General features: G+C 66.1%; 20 protein-coding genes and 1 pseudogene. 12 read left to right on the top strand and 9 right to left on the bottom strand.

Annotated features, from left to right (window positions below; translation table 11 throughout):
* The 4 genes and pseudogenes from AC1DEM_RS21465 to AC1DEM_RS21450 form a co-directional block, all read right to left on the bottom strand.
* On the bottom strand, positions 1–452 hold a 452-nt coding region (locus tag AC1DEM_RS21465; RefSeq protein WP_476886300.1), incomplete at its 3' end, for a DUF2252 family protein.
* Positions 432–547 (bottom strand): annotated as a pseudogene (locus tag AC1DEM_RS21460) (DUF2252 family protein); the annotation flags it as partial. The pseudogene AC1DEM_RS21460 and the gene AC1DEM_RS21465, both read right to left, overlap by 21 nt.
* Positions 548–1,031: 484 nt before the next feature.
* Positions 1,032–2,657 (bottom strand): MFS transporter, encoded by a 1,626-nt coding sequence (locus AC1DEM_RS21455; protein WP_476886299.1) that lies wholly within the window; start codon positions 2,655–2,657, stop codon positions 1,032–1,034.
* 790 nt (positions 2,658–3,447) lie between these two features.
* A complete protein-coding gene (locus AC1DEM_RS21450) occupies positions 3,448–3,810 on the bottom strand; it encodes an ArsR/SmtB family transcription factor (RefSeq protein ID WP_476886298.1) in 363 nt (120 codons plus the stop codon).
* Positions 3,811–4,157: 347 nt separating this feature from the next.
* On the opposite strand from AC1DEM_RS21450, the gene AC1DEM_RS21445 reads away from it, so the two are divergent.
* The 12 genes from AC1DEM_RS21445 (at position 4,158) to AC1DEM_RS21390 (ending at position 15,420) form a co-directional block, all read left to right on the top strand.
* A complete protein-coding gene (locus tag AC1DEM_RS21445) occupies positions 4,158–4,619 on the top strand; it encodes a YegP family protein (protein WP_476886297.1) in 462 nt (153 codons plus the stop codon).
* Between the two features lie 88 nt (positions 4,620–4,707).
* On the top strand, positions 4,708–5,385 hold the full coding sequence (locus tag AC1DEM_RS21440) for a PAS and ANTAR domain-containing protein (protein ID WP_476886296.1): 678 nt from the start codon (positions 4,708–4,710) through the stop codon (positions 5,383–5,385).
* 146 nt (positions 5,386–5,531) lie between these two features.
* A complete protein-coding gene (locus AC1DEM_RS21435) occupies positions 5,532–6,149 on the top strand; it encodes a TetR/AcrR family transcriptional regulator (RefSeq protein WP_476886295.1) in 618 nt (205 codons plus the stop codon).
* A 445-nt stretch (positions 6,150–6,594) separates the two neighbouring features.
* Positions 6,595–7,584 carry a patatin-like phospholipase family protein gene (locus AC1DEM_RS21430; protein ID WP_476886294.1) on the top strand — a complete coding sequence of 330 codons (990 nt, stop codon included), beginning with the start codon at positions 6,595–6,597 and terminating at the stop codon, positions 7,582–7,584.
* A 413-nt stretch (positions 7,585–7,997) separates the two neighbouring features.
* Positions 7,998–9,053 carry an ABC transporter substrate-binding protein gene (locus AC1DEM_RS21425; protein ID WP_476886293.1) on the top strand — a complete coding sequence of 352 codons (1,056 nt, stop codon included), beginning with the start codon at positions 7,998–8,000 and terminating at the stop codon, positions 9,051–9,053.
* Entirely contained in the window at positions 9,050–9,988 is a 939-nt protein-coding gene (locus tag AC1DEM_RS21420) for an ABC transporter ATP-binding protein (protein WP_476886292.1), read from the top strand. The genes AC1DEM_RS21425 and AC1DEM_RS21420 overlap by 4 nt, the downstream gene beginning before the upstream one ends.
* A complete protein-coding gene (locus tag AC1DEM_RS21415; protein ID WP_476886291.1) occupies positions 9,988–10,899 on the top strand; it encodes an ABC transporter permease in 912 nt (303 codons plus the stop codon). Before AC1DEM_RS21420 ends, AC1DEM_RS21415 begins: the two co-directional genes overlap by 1 nt.
* Positions 10,900–10,945: 46 nt before the next feature.
* Complete coding sequence (locus AC1DEM_RS21410) at positions 10,946–11,893, top strand: TauD/TfdA dioxygenase family protein (RefSeq protein ID WP_476886290.1); 948 nt, start codon at positions 10,946–10,948, stop codon at positions 11,891–11,893.
* Positions 11,890–13,311 (top strand): LLM class flavin-dependent oxidoreductase, encoded by a 1,422-nt coding sequence (locus tag AC1DEM_RS21405; protein WP_476886289.1) that lies wholly within the window; start codon positions 11,890–11,892, stop codon positions 13,309–13,311. Before AC1DEM_RS21410 ends, AC1DEM_RS21405 begins: the two co-directional genes overlap by 4 nt.
* Positions 13,312–13,620: 309 nt before the next feature.
* Positions 13,621–13,923, top strand: coding sequence for a DUF4193 domain-containing protein (locus AC1DEM_RS21400; protein WP_277527067.1), 303 nt, complete (start codon positions 13,621–13,623; stop codon positions 13,921–13,923).
* Between the two features lie 94 nt (positions 13,924–14,017).
* Entirely contained in the window at positions 14,018–14,770 is a 753-nt protein-coding gene (locus tag AC1DEM_RS21395; protein ID WP_476886288.1) for a lytic transglycosylase domain-containing protein, read from the top strand.
* A gap of 71 nt (positions 14,771–14,841) precedes the next feature.
* Positions 14,842–15,420 carry a histidine phosphatase family protein gene (locus AC1DEM_RS21390; RefSeq protein WP_476886287.1) on the top strand — a complete coding sequence of 193 codons (579 nt, stop codon included), beginning with the start codon at positions 14,842–14,844 and terminating at the stop codon, positions 15,418–15,420.
* Positions 15,421–15,468: 48 nt separating this feature from the next.
* Here the strand turns inward: AC1DEM_RS21390 and AC1DEM_RS21385 are convergent, their stop codons facing one another.
* The 5 genes from AC1DEM_RS21385 to AC1DEM_RS21365 all read right to left on the bottom strand — a co-directional run.
* On the bottom strand, positions 15,469–16,245 hold the full coding sequence (locus AC1DEM_RS21385; protein WP_476886286.1) for an SDR family NAD(P)-dependent oxidoreductase: 777 nt from the start codon (positions 16,243–16,245) through the stop codon (positions 15,469–15,471).
* Positions 16,246–16,269: 24 nt separating this feature from the next.
* Positions 16,270–17,649 carry an MFS transporter gene (locus AC1DEM_RS21380; protein WP_476886285.1) on the bottom strand — a complete coding sequence of 460 codons (1,380 nt, stop codon included), beginning with the start codon at positions 17,647–17,649 and terminating at the stop codon, positions 16,270–16,272.
* 117 nt (positions 17,650–17,766) lie between these two features.
* Positions 17,767–18,735 (bottom strand): 3-hydroxyacyl-CoA dehydrogenase family protein, encoded by a 969-nt coding sequence (locus AC1DEM_RS21375; protein WP_476886284.1) that lies wholly within the window; start codon positions 18,733–18,735, stop codon positions 17,767–17,769.
* 2 nt (positions 18,736–18,737) lie between these two features.
* On the bottom strand, positions 18,738–19,220 hold the full coding sequence (locus tag AC1DEM_RS21370; protein ID WP_476886283.1) for a ribose-5-phosphate isomerase: 483 nt from the start codon (positions 19,218–19,220) through the stop codon (positions 18,738–18,740).
* A 5-nt stretch (positions 19,221–19,225) separates the two neighbouring features.
* Positions 19,226–19,776 (bottom strand): DAK2 domain-containing protein (locus tag AC1DEM_RS21365; protein ID WP_476886282.1); only part of this gene is annotated, 551 nt, incomplete at its 5' end.

Genomic DNA, 19,776 nt, shown 5'->3' with positions numbered 1-19,776 from the left:
TCCTCAAGCACCGATTTCGTGGCCTCCTTGACCTGGAGGAACAGGGGATCCTCTTGATCGCGGCCCTGGAGCAGGGCGATGAACGCCCGTGTGCCGACGCTGCCGACGCCCACCACCTTGCGGGCGACGTCGATGACTTCGAATTGTTCAAGCAGGTGACGCCGGTCGTCCGGCAGTGTGGCCCGGTAGGCCCGGAGCTGTTCACGAACCGCCTTCTCAACCTCGTCGCCAGACGCACCGTACATATTTCCCCATTCCCGGACGGGAATGACGATCGGTGGTTGACTGACAATTCGGTACTTTCCGTCGACGCGCTCGGCGAGCTTGGACAGTGCTTGCAGGCTGTCCCGGGTGTGGGCCTTCGCGTCTCGTCGAAGTCGTTCAGGTCGAACAGCAAGTTGCGCTCGGGCGAGGCGAAGACCCCGAAGTTGGACAGGTGGGCGTCGCCGCACAGCTGGACGCGCAGGCCGGCCCGGGGCGTGTCCTTCAGATCGGCCGCCATGATCTTGGCCGCACCCCGGTAGAACGTGAACGGCGAGACCAACATCCGGCCGTGGCGCACCGGCACGAGATCCTGTTCCCGGGTCAGGTTCTGTTCCTCGAGGAGTGCCACCGGATCGGGGCGGCCGGGAGTCGGCTTCCAACCAGTGTGGCTGGAGAGGGGCGCCTTCTTCCGCTGGGCCTGCCCTCCGCGACACGTTCCTCGACGCTCAGATGCTTGTCTCTGGTCTCGGCCATGATCGGGGTCTCCCCTCTGAAACCTGGAAGGGGCACTGGCATCAGGTGCGGCGTCGTTCCCTGCTGCGATTGTGGCCCCCGGCGGCGTCAATCGTCAACGCGCTGCTGAAGGATCCGGCCCGCGCCCAGGTGCCGTCTGGGCGGGAACCGGAGGGCTGACGGTACCGCCGGGCGAAGGGGCGCACATTCTCCTTTCCGAATCGGTTGGCCCAATCACGGCGCCCCGTGGAACCGCGCATGCGGGAACAACGATGGTTCCGGCGGGGCAGCGAAGCCTATCCGGGCTCGGCGGGCTACCCACCCTCCATGGAGTCGTCGGGCGCTCCGACGGCCTTATCGGGGAGGCGTCCGGTAAGGAACAGTGCGGCGATCGTAAGCAGTGCGGTCAGGGCAAGTGCGGCCCGTAGGGCATCGAAACGGGAGATGTGGTTGACGGACATGATTGCATCGGTCGTCGCCTGATCGACTCGGGCGTTGTCCAGCGCGGCCTGGAGCTGCGTGTCGGAAATGAAGGGGACACCGCTGGCCAGTTGGACCGAGGCGTGCTCCTGCACGGAGCTTGGCACGGCGGGATTGTCCTGGATGCCGGCCAAAAACGAAGTGCTCAAGGTCGCAATGAGAACTGAACCGATCAGGGCCGTTCCAAGGGAGGCCCCGAGGTTGGTGGCCGTGTTCTGCAGTCCGCCGACCTCCGCGCTCTGAGAGTCCGGCACCGCGGAGACCGTGACGGCGCCCAGCTGCGAGGACAGCGCCCCCATTCCGAACCCCATCAAAAGCATTGGGATGGCGACAATGGCCGCATTCGCACCCGGGTCCATTCCGGCCACCAGGATGAGGATACCGACGATCATCAGTATCAGCCCCAACCGGACTACGCGGCGCGGGTTGGCACGCGGCCAGGCCCTGGGAACTCCGGCAGCGGCCAGAATCAGCGCCACGGACAGCGGAAAGATCCGTATCCCGGTCTCCAGCGCGCTCAACTCCAACACCACCGACAGGAAGAGCGGGATGATGAAGAACACCCCGGCCTGCACGAGGAATTGAGCGAAGAAGACGCTGAGGCCGCCGGTGAGGCGCTGGTTCTGGAACAGCCCGGGGTCGATCAGCGGATCACCGCCAACTAAGGCCAAATGCGATGTCCGCCGCATGAACACATAGAGGACAAGCAGCCCGCCGACCAGCAGCCAGATAACAGGAGAGAGGCCCACGACGGTCGGCGCACCGGGTTTGGACCGCACCCAGCCCCATTCACCCGAACGCAGGACACCGTACACAAACATTCCGAGTCCCAGTATCGACAGTGCGGACCCCAGCAGGTCCAGCCGGACCTTGGACGGTGGAACGTCTTCGACCTTGCGCGAGACCAGCAGGATGACCAGGACGATGACGGCCTCACCGACGAAGACATACCGCCAGGATGCAAAGGTGGTCACTGCGCCGCCGATGAGCGGGCCCGCTGCGATCGCCATGGCTCCTGCCGCGGCCACCAGCCCGTAGGCTGCGGCGCGGCGCTCGGGCGGGAAGTTGGCCGCAACCAGCGCGACGATCGCCGGCATGATCAGGGCTGCGCCGGTGCCCTCCAAGAGGGACCAGCCCAGAAGCAAGACACCAAGGTTGGGCGCCAGCGCCGTGGTCAGCGAACCGGCGGCATAGATGATCAGGCCGAGGGCGAACGCGCGGCGGCGGCCTATGATGGTACCGACTTTGCCGCCAGTGATCATCAGGGACGCCATGACGAGTGTGTAAAGGGTGATGGCCGTTTGGATGCCGGTAATTGACGTGCCCAGGTCCGCGGCCACCGTGGCCATCGAAACGTTCATCACCGAGCTGTCGAGCGTCATCAGGAACTGGCCGGACGCCAGCACGGCAAGGACAAGTCCGGATTCAGTCCGTGCCGCTATCGGCGCCCCGGCACTCATGGTTCCGGGTTCTTGAGCGTGCCCTTGGTCGTTGCGCGCATGAGCGTCATAGTCCGCCCACCGTGGTGGACTGTCAAGCGCGCACTATTCCGCCTGCGCCGGATCCGTCGGGCTAAGTGCTTGCCCGGCTGAAGCCGTGGCGAGATCTTGGTTACCGAAACGGTCTGGATTCCTTTTCGCCCTGGTTGTGGGGATCCTCGCCTGCACGATCATCGGCCCCGATGAAGGTAGATTTCCCGCTGGGCCGCTCAGGCCTGGTGCCGCCAGAGCACATTCTTGTCATGTCGGAGAGCCAATTTTTCTGCCCGGTCATGGTTAGAGCAACGAAACGCCGCGTGGTCCTGAATCAGGACGTCTCAGTGGTCCTGAATCAGGTTGGCATACTCAGCGGGACTCCGGTTTTCCATAGGTGCCACCCTGTGAGGCCACTCTATGCGGATTTGAGAACGTTCTTCAGATTTGTCAGTTGCGCGACCTCAGCATTCATGGTGCGGACGATCACCGGGCTCACGAGTTCATGAGTCCTTTGGGCTGCAGGTCCAGGGTGAACCGAACAGTCGTTCCGCCCGGCGCTTCACTGAGCCGGTAAGCACCGGCCGGCGGGCAAGGCCTGCCACGACCTGGAATCCCAGGTGCTTCCCGGGCTCTGTAGCCGTGATGTCGTAGTCCCCGACGATGGCCCGTCGCCACCCCCAGTGCCGTCTAGTCCACGTGGCGTTGCGGACGTGCCGGCGCGGCGGACGTCGACGGCACCGGAGGAGCCGTCTGGCGGTCCGCCGCGCGCCGGCATCTAGCGGATTGCCTCTTCCCGCTCGTCAGCCAGGGGACTCAGAGTCAAGCGGGAGGAGTGGAGGAGGGTGTCGAGCAGAGACCGGGCGGCCGCGAGCAGGTCGTTCACTTCGGGGCTGGCCAGTTCGTAGAACAGCCGCCCTTCCCGTCGTGAGGGGACAATCAGGCGCTGGCGGCGGAGCAGGCTCAAATGCTGGGAGAGATTCGACGGTTCCAGGCCGGTATTGTCGCGCAGTCTGCTCACGGCAACTGGCCCGTCTGCGAGCATCTCCAATAGCTGGATTCGAGCAGGGTGGCCCATGGACTTGAAAAGTTCGGCCTTCACATCGGTCAGGACCAAGCCCGCGGGAAGATCATCCGGCATCGGGACCTCCCTCCTTCACATTCAAATATTCTGAGCCGCGCGTCTGTGCAGAACCCGCCGACAGGAAAACTAACACGGCCCAGACAGAAAAGTCTGTCTCGCAGCTCCCGTGATTGGCCTGCCCGCTCCTATATCGTAGCGCCGGACCGCCGGCGTGTCGCCGCCGCCGGGAGACAGGGTGTTACCTCTTGCGCGGGCCAGAACCATAGTTCAGACTTTCATGAATTCATCAATTCGATCCGGGCCGGCCTCTGTGAGCGGCTGGCATCGTCCGGGTGGATTCAGGCTGTTCCCGGTGACAACGGAGTCACCGAGAACAACCGGGTCCCGGCTTCCAGGAGGGTTCTATGACAGGCATGTTTGAACTGTTCACCGATTCCGACACTTCCTACCGATTTCGACTGACCGCCCCGGATGGGACCGTCATGGCCCTCTCCAAGCCCTTTCCTGACCTGCCATCGGCGGTGGCCGGGATCGCCGCAGTGCGGGAGTACGCCGGCATGGGGCTGGTGACCGAGATTGAGGCACCGCAAAGTGGCGCCCTGAGCCACTCCGGGGCCAATGTCACTCCGGGGGAGCCCAGAGAGCACCGGCGAGCCCAGGAGACGCACGCCAGCGATCCGCGGGCACGGGCGAGGCCGGCCCGTGACGGAGCGCCCAGATTCCCGAGACGGCCGCCGCGCATCGGCATACCCTCCGCCGCGCGCTTCTTGGGCGGCCGGGCAGTAGTCCGGAATCAGCAGCTGATCGTACGCTGGCGACAGGCTCTGGAAACGCGGTCCGCGCAGGTCGGTTTCAGCTCGTGCTAACCGCCGTCGGGTCTCGTGTTGGCGGCATGGGGCGCTCTGGGCCCGGGCGCTGGGCGCCGGCCGGCAGGCCTGGCAGACAGGCATGGCCGTGACCGGGCTGAAGGCGCTGCAGGCCTACTCCAGCGCACTGGCTACCGAGGACTGCCTCGCTGGGACCTTTCGCTACGATGTGGTCTCGGGGGAGCTGCAGTGGTCCGAGCAGGTCTACCAAATCCACGGCTATCACCGGGGCGAGGTGGTGCCCACTGTGGGGGTGCTGATGTCGCACCTGCACCCTGACGACCGGATGCGGTGCAGGGAAACTATTGAGGGTGTGTGCCGCGGCGGTGGGTTTTTTGCCAACTACCACCGCCTCTTCGACGCTCGCCGGCGGGAACGCCGCGTCTTGACTGCTGGGGAGGGGGTGCCGGACAGCGACGGGAACGTGCTGTTCATCGACGGGTTCATGCTCGACCTCACCAGGACGGTCCAGCTGGAAACGGACCGATCCGCACGCGAGGCCATTGCCGGAGCCATCGGCACGCGAGGCCTCATTGAACAGGCCAAAGGCATCCTGATGGGAATACTTCACATCGGTTCCGACGCCGCCTTCGAACGGCTTTCCGCCTACAGCCAGCACCACAACATCAAGCTGGCCCACACCGCCTCGGCGATCGTCCGACTGGCCAACAACACCCACGAATCCGCCACTCTGCGCAGCTTCGTCCACGCACTGGACAGCCGATTCTCGACACACCGGGAGGGGGACCGCGTTCTTCATCCCTAGGCGGACCAAAGGCGCACAGCAGGGCCTCGGCCCGTCCGCCCAGCGTCCCGCCCACCGAATGCTCGGGGGCAACCCAGCGGGCATTAATAGCACACTCCGAGGCAGACCGGTCTGTACGCCCCGGCCGGGTGTAAAATTTTTTCATCATGACTGTCGACGACGCCGCGGGCCCCACGCTCTTGCCTGCCACAGCTATGGCCGGACGCGACGAGCCTGTGGACCGCATCCTCGCGACCGCCTACGAGCTCTTCTCTAGCCGCGGTATCCGCGGTGTTGGCGTCAATGAGCTGATCAACTGCTCAGGGGTATCCAAAGCGACCTTCTACCGGCACTTTCCGTCCAAAGATGCCCTGGTGCTGGCCTTTCTGGAACTCCGCGACCAGGTATGGACCGTGGACCTCATCGTGGGCGAGGCCAGGAAACGGGGCACCACCGCCGAGGAACAGCTGCTCGCCGTATTTGACGTGTTTGGCGACTGGTTCCAGCGCGAAGATTTCGAGGCGTGCTCGTTCATCAACGTCCTTCTGGAGATGGGGGCCGGGCACCCGCTGGGGAAGGCGAGCATCGACTACCTCAGCCGCATCCGGGGTCACATCCAGGCCCTGGCCGAGGAAGCCGGGCTGGACCGCCCCGAGGAATTCGCGCGGTCCTGGCACATCCTGATGAAGGGCTCCATCATCTCCGCCACCGAAGGCGACACGCTGGCCTCCAAGCGCGCCCAACAGATGGCGCGATGGCTCATCGAACACCACCGGGCCCTATAGCCGCCGTCCTGGGGGAGTGCCCTGCACTTTCTCCCGGCTGGCGCTGGTCCGGACGAGTGGTCAGCGGCCCCGGACTCGACCGATCACATCAGCTCCGCCGAGGCATCACTCGCCGTGCTCATGGGGGTGCTGCGAAATCGAGGTTAACGAGGCCCAGCAGATCCCCGGAATGTAGCGGCGGCTCGGCCAATGCTCAAGGCGTGTTCGCCGCTGCCACATGGCGGCGGCGAACACGCCAGCGTGACAGAGGACGGTAACTACGTTGATACCGGTTGCGCACCGCGACTCCGGTGTGCGACTATTCCGGTGATTGTGATCCATCGACAGGAGGTGAGACCCATGTACGCAGTATCCGCAATGGGTGCTCCCCGGCAGTCCGCGATCGCGCGACTGCAGTAGTCGCAACTGGGAGCGCCCGCCAGGCCATACGCGAAGGACGACTCCCGTGAACACATCACCTTCTTCACCCCTGCACTTCACCTCATCGACGGCCCCCGACCGGCCGAAGTCCGACCAGGACCAACCGCGTCTCGACGCCACAAAGCCGGTGCGCGCCGCGAGCGAGCGAGCGTTGATCCTCGGCGGCGGCGGATCGACAGGCAACGCGTGGCTGATCGGCGTCATCGCTGGCCTCTTCGATGCCGGGCTGGATGTGACCGATGCCGACCTGATCGTCGGCACGTCGGCCGGATCGACGGCCGCGGCCCAGCTAGCTGGCGCGACCCCGACCGAACTGTTTGCCGCCATCCTTGCCGCCCCACCCCAGCAACGGACCGGTCCCATTGGATCCGACGGTGGACGCGCTAGGCCGGCGGCGGACCACATGGAAAGAACGAGCAGGATTATCGCTGCCTCTGAGGATGCGGCCGATATGCGCCGCAGAATGGGCGCGGCGGCGCTCGACTTGGATGCGGCGTCGGACGGTTCCGGGCAAGCGCGGTGGCGCGCGACCGTCGCCGCGAGGCTGCCCAACCAGCACTGGCCGGAACACACGATGCTCATCACGGCGGTCGATGCCCGTGCCGGTGAACCTGTCGTGTTCGACCGTCACGGAGGGGTCGAGCTGGTGGACGCCGTGGCCGCCAGCTGTGCCAGTGGCTTCGCTTACGGTATCGGGGACAGCCGATACATCGACGGCGGCTACCGATCCAACGCCGAGAACGCCGATCTGGCGGCCGGATACGCACGGGTGCTGGTGCTGTCACCATTCAGCGGCAGAACACGGACGCCGGTGCACTGGGGCATGCATCTCGCCACACAGGTCGACGAGCTACGCGCACACGGCAGCAGAGTCGAAACCCTCTTCCCGGATAGCACCGCCGAGCACATGTTCGGCGTCAATGCCATGGATCTGTCGCTGCGTCCGCCCGCCGCTCGGGCGGGTTACAACCAGGGCAGCGCCCTTGCCGGGCAGCTCACCGAATTCTGGCGCTGATCTGAGGTCACCCGCCGAGAGGGCCCCTGCCGCCGCCCTCTCCCCGCAGCCCCGGGAAACGCAACATTCGGCTACATCTTGGGAATTTTTTGGTGCCGGGCGCGACGGCGGCGCGACGACGGCGCCTTCACGCGCCGTCGTCGGACGTCAGAGTGCCGTCACAGTGCCGGTCCAATGGGGCCTGGATGTGTCCCGGAATGGCGGCCGATGACCGCGTGAGTCTGCCCCGTTACGAACTGCTTCCCGATGCGTCCGATGGGGTAGCCGGTGCCGTCCGTTGCTGTTTTCGTCGCCGGATGACGCGCGGTTTCGCCGGGTGTCGAAGTACCTGCCGGCGCGGATTTAACTCTGTTCTGATGGTGGACACGGTCCGGTAGCCCGGTCCGCACCATCGAATCCAGAAAGTATCCGCTATGAAAAACCGACTCTTACCCGCAGGACTTTTCTCCACCTTGGGCGTTGCTGCCGCCGTGGCGGTCTCGCTGGTGGTCTCCGGTTGCGGCGGCCCTGCGAGCGCCCAGTCCCCGGCCGGGAATGCCCCCGGGACGCCCGAGGTGACCGAACTTCGCTACGAGGGTTGGGCCAACAGCGTCACGTTGCCCGAGCTGGCCGAGGACCTCGGCTACCTCGGCGCCGTGAAGCTGAACTGGGTGGGCAACACCATCAGCGGGCCGGCGAGCATCCAATCAGCCGCTACCGGGGCCACCGACTTTGGCGGCGCCTTCTCCGGCGCCGTGGTGAAGCTCATCGAAGCCGGCGCACCGGTTACCGCGGTGATCAATTACTACGGCGAGGACGATAAGACGTTCAACGGCTTCTACGTCACCCAGGACAGTCCGATCCGGTCGCCACGGGATCTGATCGGCAAGAAAATCGCCGTCAACACCTTGGGCGCTCATTCGGACGCCGTGATCAACAGTTACCTGAAGAAGAACGGTCTGTCCCAGGAGGAGATCAAGCAGGTACAACTCGTCGTCGTTCCGCCCAATGACACCGAGGAGGCCATCCGCCGCGGCCAGGTCGACGTCGGGGCGCTCGGCGGAGTGCTGCAGGATAACGCAGTCGCCAAGGGCGGCCTGCGGTCCCTGTTCAACGACTTCGAACTCTTTGGAACCTTCGCCGGAGGCCAATACGTCCTGCGCAAGGACTTCATCGAGAAGAACCCTGAAACCACGAGGATCTTCACCACCGGCGTGGCCAAGGCCATCGAATGGGAACGCAAAACGCCCCGCGCCGAAGTAATCGCACGGTTTACGAAGATCATCGACAAGCGCCAGCGCTCCGAAAGCACCGCGGCCCTGAAGTACTGGAAGAGCGTCGGCGTCCCCTCCAAGGGCGCCATCAGCGACCAGGACTTCGCCCGCTGGTCAGCGTGGCTGAATGACACTGGAATCGTCACCGGCGACATTACCCCATCCAAGTACTACACCAACGACTTCAACGACCTGCTGAAGGGGGCGGCATCATGACCCGCGGTACCGGCCAGGCGCCGAAAATCAGCCTCCGGAACGTCGGGAAACAATTCACCGTCCGGGCCAGCAAGGACCAGCCCGAGGGCACCACCCTGACGGCGTTGGAGGGCATCACCCTGGATGTCGCCGCGGGCGAGTTCATCACTCTGGTCGGTCCGAGCGGCTCCGGCAAGACCACCCTCCTGGACCTCCTTGCCGGGCTCACCCGCCCGGACACCGGCCAGATTCTGGTGGACGGCAAGGAGGTGACCGGACCCGGCCGCGACCGTGCGGTCGTCTTTCAGCAGTACGCACTCTTCCCGTGGCGCACCGCGGCCGCCAACGTGTCCTTCGGCCTCGAGGGAACCGGCAGCGAGGGGCGGCGCCTCAGCCGCAAAGAACGTGCCGACAAGGCCCGCCACTATCTGGAGCTCGTGGGCCTGTCCGGCTTCGAGGACCGGTATCCCCATGAACTCTCCGGCGGCATGAAGCAGCGCGTTGCGATCGCCCGGAGCCTCGCGTACGAACCCGACGTCCTGCTCATGGACGAACCGTTCGCGGCACTCGATGCCCAGACCCGCGAACAGCTCCAGGAGGAACTCCTGCGTATCTGGCGAGCCACGGGCAAGACCATCATCTTCATCACCCACGGCATCGACGAAGCCGTGTACCTGGGCCAGCGGGTGGCGGTGCTCAGCTCCCGCCCCGGCCGGCTCAAGCAGATTGTCGACATTGACCTGGGGGAGCGGAGCGGTGATGGCGACGTCCGTTCCGGCGCCGCCTTCGTTGAACACCGCCACAAGGTCTGGTCGCTGCTGCACGACGAGGTTCGGAAGGCCCAGGACGCCGGGCACGTCAAAATCCGGCCCGACGGGTCTGCGCCGGACGAGGCGCCCCAACTCAGCCAGGGCCAACTCCGCCAGGACCAGATCAGCACGGGAAGGGCAGCCTAATGACCGCACCAACACTGACCAAAGACGCCGCACCTGCCGCCGTTGCCGCACCCACGGCCGCTGCGGGACGCACCGCGGGGCCCGCCCGGAGCCCGGCAGCCAAGCACCTTCCCTCGCTGATCCGGGCCATTGTCCGCAAGGCTGGGCGCGGAATCTGGGCCTCGGGCGCCATCGTGCTGTTCCTCCTGGTCTGGGAACTGGGGCCCACCTACCTCGCCTCGGCCTCCACCAGGGTGTTCCTCCCGCCGCTGCACGAGGTCCTGCGGGCCCTGGGAACCCTCATCGCCAAGGGGCAGCTGCAAAACCACCTGGCGGCAAGCCTCACCCGGTCCGCCAGCGGCTTCGGCATCGCGGTCGTATCCGCCGTGGCTCTTGGCCTGCTGGTCGCCTGGTACCGGTCCCTTGACCGGTTCCTGAACCCCCTGCTGGAGGTCTTCCGGAACACGGCGGCGCTGGCCCTGCTCCCGGTGTTCACCCTCCTGCTGGGGATCGGGGAGACGTCCAAGATCAGCATCGTGGCCTATGCCGCGTTCTTCCCCGTGCTGCTGAACACCATCGCCGGCGTCCGGACCGTTGATCCGCTGCTCATCCGTGCCGCCCGCTCCCTGGGGCTCTCGAGCTTCCGGCTGTTCCAGAAGGTCATCCTCCCGTCGGCGGCACCGACCATTTTCACGGGAATCCGGATGGCGGGAACGTCCTCGATCCTGGTGCTCATCGCCGCGGAAATGGTCGGCGCCAAGGCGGGCCTCGGTTACCTGATCGTCAACTCCCAGATGAGTTTCCTGATCCCGGATATGTATGCCGGGATCCTGACCGTTTCCCTGCTCGGCCTGCTGGTGAACTACCTGCTGGTCGCCGTCGAGCGGCACTTCTCCCGGTGGCGGACCGCCGTCGGATCCCAGTCGATCTAACCCCGGCCAAACTAGCCACGCCCCACAGATCAAGGAGACAAACACCATGTCGACAGCTACCGAAACCCGCCTCGAATTCCGGAAACTCAGCGCGCGCATCGGCGCCGAGATCCGCGGCCTGGACCTCAGCAGCGACCTCAGCGACGCCACCATCGCCCAGATCCGGGCGGCCCTGAACACCCACAAGGCCCTGGTCTTCCGGGAAGCCAACGTCCGCGACGACGAAGCCCAGGTCCGCTTCGCCAGCCGCTTCGGCCCGCTCACCCAGGCGCACCCCACGGTGGCCTCCGTTGAGGGAAAACCGGCGGTCCTGCCGGTGGACAGCGAAAACGGCAGCGCCAACAACTGGCACACCGATGTCACGTTCGTGGTGAACCCGCCGCAGGCCTCCACCCTGCGCAGCATCACCCTGCCGGCCTACGGCGGGGAAACCCTGATCGCCTCCTCGGCAGGTGCCTACCAGGACCTGCCGGAGGAACTGCGAAACTTCGCCGACACGTTGTGGGCCGTCCACACCAATGACTACGACTACTCAGTGCCGAAAAACCTCGAGCACGCCAACGCCGATGAGCTTCGGAAGGAATTCACCCGGATCCACTTCGAGACCGCCCACCCCGTGGTCCGGGTCCATCCACTGACCGGGGAACGGGGACTCTTCATCGGCGGTTTCGCCCAAAGGCTGCGGATCGTGGGACTGTCCAACACCGAATCGAAGGACATTCTGCGGCTGCTTCAGGCCTATGTCACCCGCCCGGAGAACGTGGTCCGCGTCAACTGGGAACCGGACCAGCTGGTGCTCTTCGACAACCGCATCACCCAGCATTACGCCCCGGACAACTTTGACGGCCAGCCCCGCCAGCTCAACCGGGTCACGGTGGCTGGCGATGTTCCGCGGGGTATCGATGGACGCAGCAGCACCTCCATCCAGGGCGACTCCTCCGTCTATTCCGAGACGGTCGAACTCCGCGCAAATCTGTCGGGAGCGCCGCTGTGAGCGGCGCACGGCAGCTGCACCTGAACGCGTTCCTCATGAGCACCGGCCACCACGAAGCCTCCTGGCGGCTGCCGGAAAGCGACAGCTTCGCCGGGACGGAGGTGGCCCATTTCCAGCGGCTGGCCCGGACCGCCGAACGCGGCACGTTCGACTCCATCTTCTTCGCGGACTCGCCGGTGCTGCACGGCGACGTCGGCCAGCGCCCCTACGGCACGCTCGAGCCGACCGTCCTGCTTGCCGCCATCGCTGCCGTCACCGAACGCATCGGGCTGATAGCGACGGCGTCCACCACCTACAACGACCCCTATAACCTCGCCCGGCGGTTTGCCTCCGTGGACCATATCAGCGGCGGCCGGGCCGGGTGGAACGTCGTCACCACCGCGGGGGACGCTGCCGCAAGGAACTTCTCGCTGCGGGACCAGCCGGCCCACGCGCTGCGGTACGAGCGCGCCGCGGAATTCCTCGACGTCGCGCGGAAACTCTGGGACAGCTGGGAAGACGACGCCGCCCTCGGAGACAAGGACGCCGGGATCTGGGGAGACAACACCCGCGTCCACCCCGTCAACCACACCGGCACATATTTCAGCGTCCAAGGCCCGCTGGATGTGCCACGCTCCGCCCAAGGGCACCCGGTGATTGTCCAGGCCGGTTCCTCGGAGGACGGCAAGGACTTCGCCGCCCGCTACGCCGAAGCGGTCTTCACAGCCCAGCAAACCCTGCCCGACGCGCAGCGCTTCTATGCGGACCTGAAACGGCGGACCGCCGCCGCCGGCCGGGATCCCGAGACCATCAAGGTCCTTCCCGGCATCGTTCCGCTCATCGGGTCCACCGAGGCCGAAGCCCGGCGGCTGGAGAAGGAACTCGACGGGCTCATCCACCCCGAGCACGCCAGACGGCAGCTCGCTGGCGTGCTCAGGGTCCCGCCGGAATCCCTGGCCCTCGATGCCGAGCTACCGGAGGACCTGCCCCCAGAGGACGAGATCGAGGGTGCCAAGAGCAGGTACACGTTGGTCGTGGACCTCGCCCGGCGGGAACGCCTGACCGTGCGCCAGCTCATCGGCCGGCTCGGGGGTGGCCGCGGACACCGGACCTTCTCCGGCACCCCTGAGCAGGTGGCCGACGCCATCCAGGAATGGTTCGTGGCCGGGGCAGCGGACGGCTTCAACATCATGCCGCCCGTGCTCCCGTCCGGCCTTGACGCGTTTGTGGACCACGTCATCCCGATCCTGCGGGACCGCGGACTCTTCCGGCGTGAATACACCGGCCGGACCCTCCGTGAGCACTACGGGTTGCCCCGGCCGGCCAACACCTTCGCCGCGGCCGCCCCTTCCAACCCTGCGGTCTCCAGCCCGGCAGCCTCCACACTGGTGGAGAACCCCGCTGGGCAGAGACGGGAGCTCCTGGTCTCCGACCGGTGATGCGGACGCGGCGCCCCATCTGACGTGAGGCCCCGGACAGCAATGGCTGTCCGGGGCCTCACTGCGCCGGTTGCGGCCGGGCGCACCGGCTCTTAAGGCTGGGTGACGCGGTTGTCGATGTCGACAACGGGACCGTCGGACTGGTTTGTGCCGGTCTCGTCCTGGGTCCAGAAGCCGCGGGAAGGGGTGGCGGTGGTCACAGCGGGAACGCCTTTGTGGGCCACCCATTGTTCGGATGAAGCAGACAGGGGCGTAATGGTGTACGTTGGCTTCCCGTCAGAACTAAACATAGGAATGAGAGTCACCCCCGTGGCAACCGATTACGACGAAGTCCGATCCGACGTCAAGGAGTCGCAGGATAGTTCCCTGCAGGCGCTGCAATCCGCCAACGCCCCGGATGCCCGCAGCGTTGTCCGCGAGATGGATGAGACTGACGCCTTTGACGATTCGATCACACCCGGCGGTGAATTCGTCGCCGAGGAACTCGTCGTACAGGTCATCCCGCAGGCGCAGGACGAATTCACCTGCTATTCCTGCTTCCTGGTCCGGCACCGGTCCCAAGTGGCACGCGAAAAGAACGGCCACACCTACTGCGTCGACTGCGAAGGCTAGGACTATGGCACCGCGTGGGTGCGGCACTGGGGCGATTCTCCGCACAGCTCCGGATCAGCGGATCGGCATCGTCCGCGGCAGGTCCAACTAGTCCATGCTCCACCTGAAACGCCTGGCAGTGCTCGGCCTGTTCGCGTTTTGCGTCATTACCGGGTTCTTGTTTTGGGCGCCGCAATTCTCCGGCGCGGGGACCAGCGCAGTCCTGCCACCACCGCCCCGGGCGGAAGCGAAACTCGAAACGCTCTCCGCCGGGATCACCTCTGCGGTGAATATCACCCGAAGCACGGACGCCCAGTGGCTCACCCATGCCGCCGCGAAGACCGGGATCCCTGCCCGTGCGCTCCAGGCCTACGTGGCTGCGGCCGGTGCAGCCAACGAGTCCGCGCCGGCGTGCGGCATCGGCTGGAATACGGTGGCAGCCGTCGGCTTCGTCGAATCCGGCCACGGAACCTACGGCGGCGGACGCCTGACCGCCGCCGGCCAGGCGAGTGGGCCACTTGTCGGTCCGAGCCTCAACGGCGAAGGATTTGCCGCGATTCCTGACACGGACGCCGGCGCCCTGGACGGCGACGCCCGGTGGGACCACGCCGTCGGACCCATGCAGTTCATTCCCTCCACCTGGCAGTTTGCCGGGCGGGACGGGAACGGTGACGGAAAAGCCGACCCGTTCAACATCGACGACGCCGCGCTAAGTGCCGCCTCGTACCTATGCGTCCACGGCGGTGATCTCTCCACGGCCGCGGGCTGGACGGACGCCATCTACTCCTACAACCAGTCGGATTCCTACGTGGCCCACGTCCGCGACCGGGCCACCGCCTACGCCACGCAGTCCGGCCCTGCCGGGTAGCTCCACCATGATGACCTGCTGGTGACACGCCGATGACAGGGCCTGTCCCCCCGCAGGGCAGAATGGAAGGCATGACTTTTACGACGTTCGCCCTTGTCCGCCACGGCCAGACGGACTGGAACGCGGAGGGCCGGCTGCAGGGATCCACCGACATTCCGCTGAACGACGTCGGCCGCGGCCAGGCGCGCGACGCCGTCGCCGCCCTGTCCGGCTACGAGTGGGACGCGATCGTGTCCTCGCCGCTGAGCCGTGCGGCGGAAACCGCCGACCTCATTGCCGCCGGGCTGGGGCTCAGCGTGGCCCGGCGCGTGCCGGAGCTCGCCGAGCGCAGCTTCGGACCCGCGGAGGGCCTGCAGGACGGCCCTGAACTGGACGCGCTGCGCATCCCCGGTGGTTTTCGCGGCGCGGAAGGCGAGGACGAGGCAGCCCGCCGCGGGTTGGCCGCCCTGGAGGCGCTGGCCGAGGAGTTCCACGGACGTCGCGTCCTGGCCGTGGCCCACGGTACGCTCCTGCGCGTGAGCTTGAGCCGCGCGATCGGCCGAACCCTGGAACGCATCGACAATGCCGTGCTCAATCTGGCCCACCACCATGCCGTCGACGGCTGGCAGCTCGAATACTTCAACGGCGAGCCCGTGATGGCTGCCGTTTAGGGCTGCAGCCGACTCGGGGGAGTGATACGGCCCTTCGCGTCCCTGCGGTCAGGAAATCTGCAGTCCGCCGTTGATGTCATACGTCGCGCCCGTGATGAAACCGGCGTCCTCGCCCAGCAGGAACACCAGCAGCGCGGCGATGTCGCGCACGGTTCCCACCCGGCCCACCAGGATGTCGGCTGACATGGCGGCCTTCCGCTCTTCCGTCAGTGTCCCGCCCATGATGTCGGTGTCCACCGGACCCGGAGCCACACAGTTGACCGTGATTCCATGCTGGCCCATTTCGCGGGCCAGGGCCCTGGTGAAGCCGATGATGGCAGCCTTCGAAGCACTGTAAGCGACCTTGGAGTAGGTGCCGCCACCGCGCTGGGCCGAGATGGAGGAGACGCTCACGATCCTGCCCAGCTTCCGCTCGATCATGCCCCTAAGCACCCGCTGCGTGACCAGGAACGTGCCAGTCATGTTGATCTTGAACACCCGCTCCCAGGCCTCGAGGGTCTCGTCCATGAACTCCGTGGGGGAGCTGATGCCTGCTAGGTTGGTCAGGCCAATGATCGGCGGCAGCGTTGACTCAACCTCGTCGATGGCGGCGTTGACGGCTGCCGGATCGGACACGTCCGCGCCCACACCGACTGCCGGGACGCCATAGACGTCGGCGATTTCCGCCGCCGCCTTCCGCGCCGCGTCGCCGTCGATATCCAGAATCGCAACTGCCCAGCCCCCGCTGGCGAGCAATTCCGCCGTCGCCCGTCCGATGCCGCGGGGAGAGGCGGCGCCGGTCAGCACCGCGGTCCGGCCGGACGGAAACGCTGCTTGCTGGATCATGGTCAGCCCCTCGTCGTCTGATGGTCAGTTCTTGGTGTCGAAGTCGTCGGAAGCTACCGCTTCCTCACCGACCGTGGCCGGCGTACCCGGCTTTACGTGCCCCTCCGGGCGCTTGCGTGCGTAGAGATAGGTGGCGGCGGCCGTGATGGCAAGGCAGGCTGACAGGAACACGAGGCCGGAACGGTTGTCTCCCGTGGCGTCATTGAACAGCCCCACGGCGAAGGGAGCCACGAACCCGCCCAGATTACCGAGCGAATTCACCATAGCCAGCCCGGCTGCCGCCGCAGCTCCGACCAGGGCAGTAGCCGGCATGGCCAGGAAGGGGGCAATGGCGGAGTAAATCCCCATGGCAGCAAGCGTCAGGGCCAACAGTGCCAGGACGGCATTGACCTCGACGAGGTAGCCGGCAGCCAGGAGGCCGATGGCCGCCATGATCATGCTGATGGTCGCATGCAGGACCCGGTTACCGGTGCGGTCCGAGCGCTTACCCCAGAAGTACACAAAAACCGCCGCAACCGTGTAGGGAATGGCGACGATGAAGCCGACCTGCGTGGTGCTGAAGTCGCCCAGTGCGGCAACGATCGTCGGCATCCACAGCCCCAGGCCGTAGATTCCGCAGACCAGCCCGAAGTACAGCGCGGAGTAGGCAATGGTGCGCGGGTCCTTGAGGCCGGCGAGGAAGTGATGCGGGCGCCCCTTCTGGTGCCGGGCAAGCTCGTCGTCCATTGTTGTGGTGAGCCATTCGCGCTCGTCGTCGGCCAGCCAACGCGCGTGGCTCGGGCGGTCCGTCATGAGGATTGGAGTCAGGATGCCGAGGATAATGGCCGGGATGCCCTCAATGATATAGAGCCACTGCCACCCCTGCAGGCCCCAGATGCCGTCCAGCTGCAGCAGCAGGCCGGACACCGGGGCGCCAAGGGCGTTGGAGACCGGCTGGGCGAGGATGAAGATGCCGAGCACCGTTACGCGCTGTGCGGAAGGGAACCAGAGCGTCAGGTAGAACAGGATGGCCGGGAAGAACCCTGCCTCGGCCGCGCCCAGCAGGAACCGGACGATGTAGAAACTGGTCGCGCTGTTCACCAGGCACATCGCCGTGGCGAAAATGCCCCATGAGATGAGGATCCGGGCGATCCATTTGCGGGCGCCGAACCTGTACATGCCGGCGTTGCTCGGTATTTCCAGCAGCGCGTACCCGAGGAAGAAGATGCCTGCGCCGAGACCGTAGGCCGAAGCGCTCAGGCCGATGTCCTCGCTCATGGTCAGCTTCGCGAAGCCGACATTGTTCCGGTCCAGATATGCAACGAAGTAGAGCACGACGATCAGCGGCATGATGCGGCGGCGTGCCCTGCGCAGAGTGCGCTGGCCCAGCTCGTCGAGTTGATTAGCAGGATTCATGGAAGTCATGATGCACCTCGCTGTCAGAAACGAGCCCGCCGGGTTCCTCAGCGGAACAGTTCAGGTTTACCACTCGGTGAGGCAATAGTCACCAAACTTAGTATCTGCAGACGTGCCCGGTTGGACTCAGTTGATGGGTGCGGGGCCGAGCTCGTCGATGAGCTTCTGCATGGCGACGTAGGCCTTGTTCCGGTAGGCGATCAGTTCCGGTGTGCGCTCGGCCGGGACGTTGAGGAAGCCGGCGCCGGTCTTGGTGCCCAGCTTTCCGGCCTCCACGAGTTCGGTGAGGATCTTCGGGGTGGCGAAGCGTTCCGGGAATTCGGTCTGCAGGGACTTGTAGCAGAAGTTGTAGACGTCCAGGCCGGCCATGTCCGCGATCGCGAAGGGGCCGAAGAACGGCAGCCGGAAGCCGAAGGTGGTGCGGACCAGGGTGTCGATGTCCTCAGCGGTCGCGATGTCCTGTTCCACCAGCTGGGCGGCCTCGTGGAAGAGGGCGTACTGGAGCCGGTTGAGCACGAAGCCGGTGACGTCCTTGACCACGGCGGTCTGTTTGTTGGCCGCGTGCACGAGGTCGCGGACGGCGCCGACGGTGGCCGCGGAGGTGCCGGCGTGGGGGATGATTTCCACGCCCGGGATGAAGGGTGAGGGGTTGGAGAAGTGCACGCCCAGGAAGCGTTCCGGGTGGGTGACCGGCCCGGACAGCTCGGCGATGGAGATTGTGGAGGTGTTGGAGCCGATGATGGCGTCCGGGCGGGCGGCGGCGCTGATCCGGGCGAGGGTCTGGTGCTTGATCCCGATGACCTCGGGGACGGCTTCTTCGATGAAGTCGGCGTCGGCCACGGCTTCCTCGATGTCCTTGGCCGGCCAGAGGTTTTCCTGCAATATCCTGGTGGCGCCTGCGGGGAAGAGCCCCGCGGCCACGAATTCGTCGGACTCGGCCAGGAGCCGCTCGTAGTTCTTCTGCGCCACTTCGGCGGACACGTCCGCGAGGGCAACCCGGGCGCCGCCGAGGGCCAGGACCTGGGCGATCCCGCCGCCCATGTAACCGGAGCCGACGACGGCGATCTGTCGTGAGCTGTTCGAAGTCTCGGTCATGCTCAGTCGTCCTCCGTGTAGTCGGATTCGTAGGAACGGATGGCGTCCACCTTGGCGGCGGAGGAGGAGTTTTCGTCGAAGCGGTGGCTCAGCCATTCGCCTACGAGCTTCTTGGCGAGTTCCAGGCCGATGACGCGCTGGCCCATGGTGAGGACCTGGGCGTTGTTGCTCAGGACGGACCGTTCCACGGAGTAGCTGTCGTGCGCGGTGACGGCACGGATGCCGGAGACCTTGTTGGCCGCGATGGCCACTCCCAGGCCGGTGCCGCAGATCAGCAGCGCCCGGTCCGCTTCGCCGTCGGCCACTTTCCTTGCCGCGTTGACGGCGAGGTGGGGATAGGCGGTGGAGTCATTGGCGCCGACGCCGATGTCCACCACGGACGCCACGCGGGGGTCCGCTTCAAGCAGGGCCTTGAGGGCGTTCTTGTATTCGACGCCGGCCTCGTCGTTGCCGATGACAATGCGCAAACCTTCGGTGTCAGTCATTTCCTTTATGCTCCATTTCCGGCCCCTGAGGCCGTGTCGGGTGCGGCCGGTGCAGGCACGGTCCGCTCTGATGCGAGGTGGCGGGCGATCCGCGTGGCGATCAGGGCGAAGGACACCGCGCCGGGGTCGGGGTGGCCGAGACTCTTTTCCGCCAGCGGACGGGCGCGGCCCTTGAGCGGACGGAGATCAGCCGTCCGGTCCGCGGCCGTCTGCGCGGCTTCCGCGGCTGCGGCGAGCGAGGCAGCCACGGAGGTGCCGGCGTCGAAGGCGGCGAGGAAGGCGTCCCGGAACGGCAGGAGCGCGTCCACCATGGTCTTGTCGCCCAATTCGGCCTTGCCGAGTTCGGTGATGGCGTCAATGAAGGCCGTGACTGCGGCGGCTGCGTCCTCGCCGGAGTAGCTGTCCCTGTTGCCCAAAGCGAGGCCGGCGGCGATGACCGCCGAGCCCCAGAGCGCGCCCGAGGTGCCGCCGGCGCGTTCGCTCCAGGCCTCCCCGGCAGCGGTCAGGACCCGCGACGGCGACGCGCCGCCATCAGCCGCAGCAGCCTGCTCGGCGG

It is taken from the genome of Arthrobacter sp. 05T420 (assembly GCF_056396305.1).
This window is presented reverse-complemented; position numbering and strand designations above follow the sequence as displayed.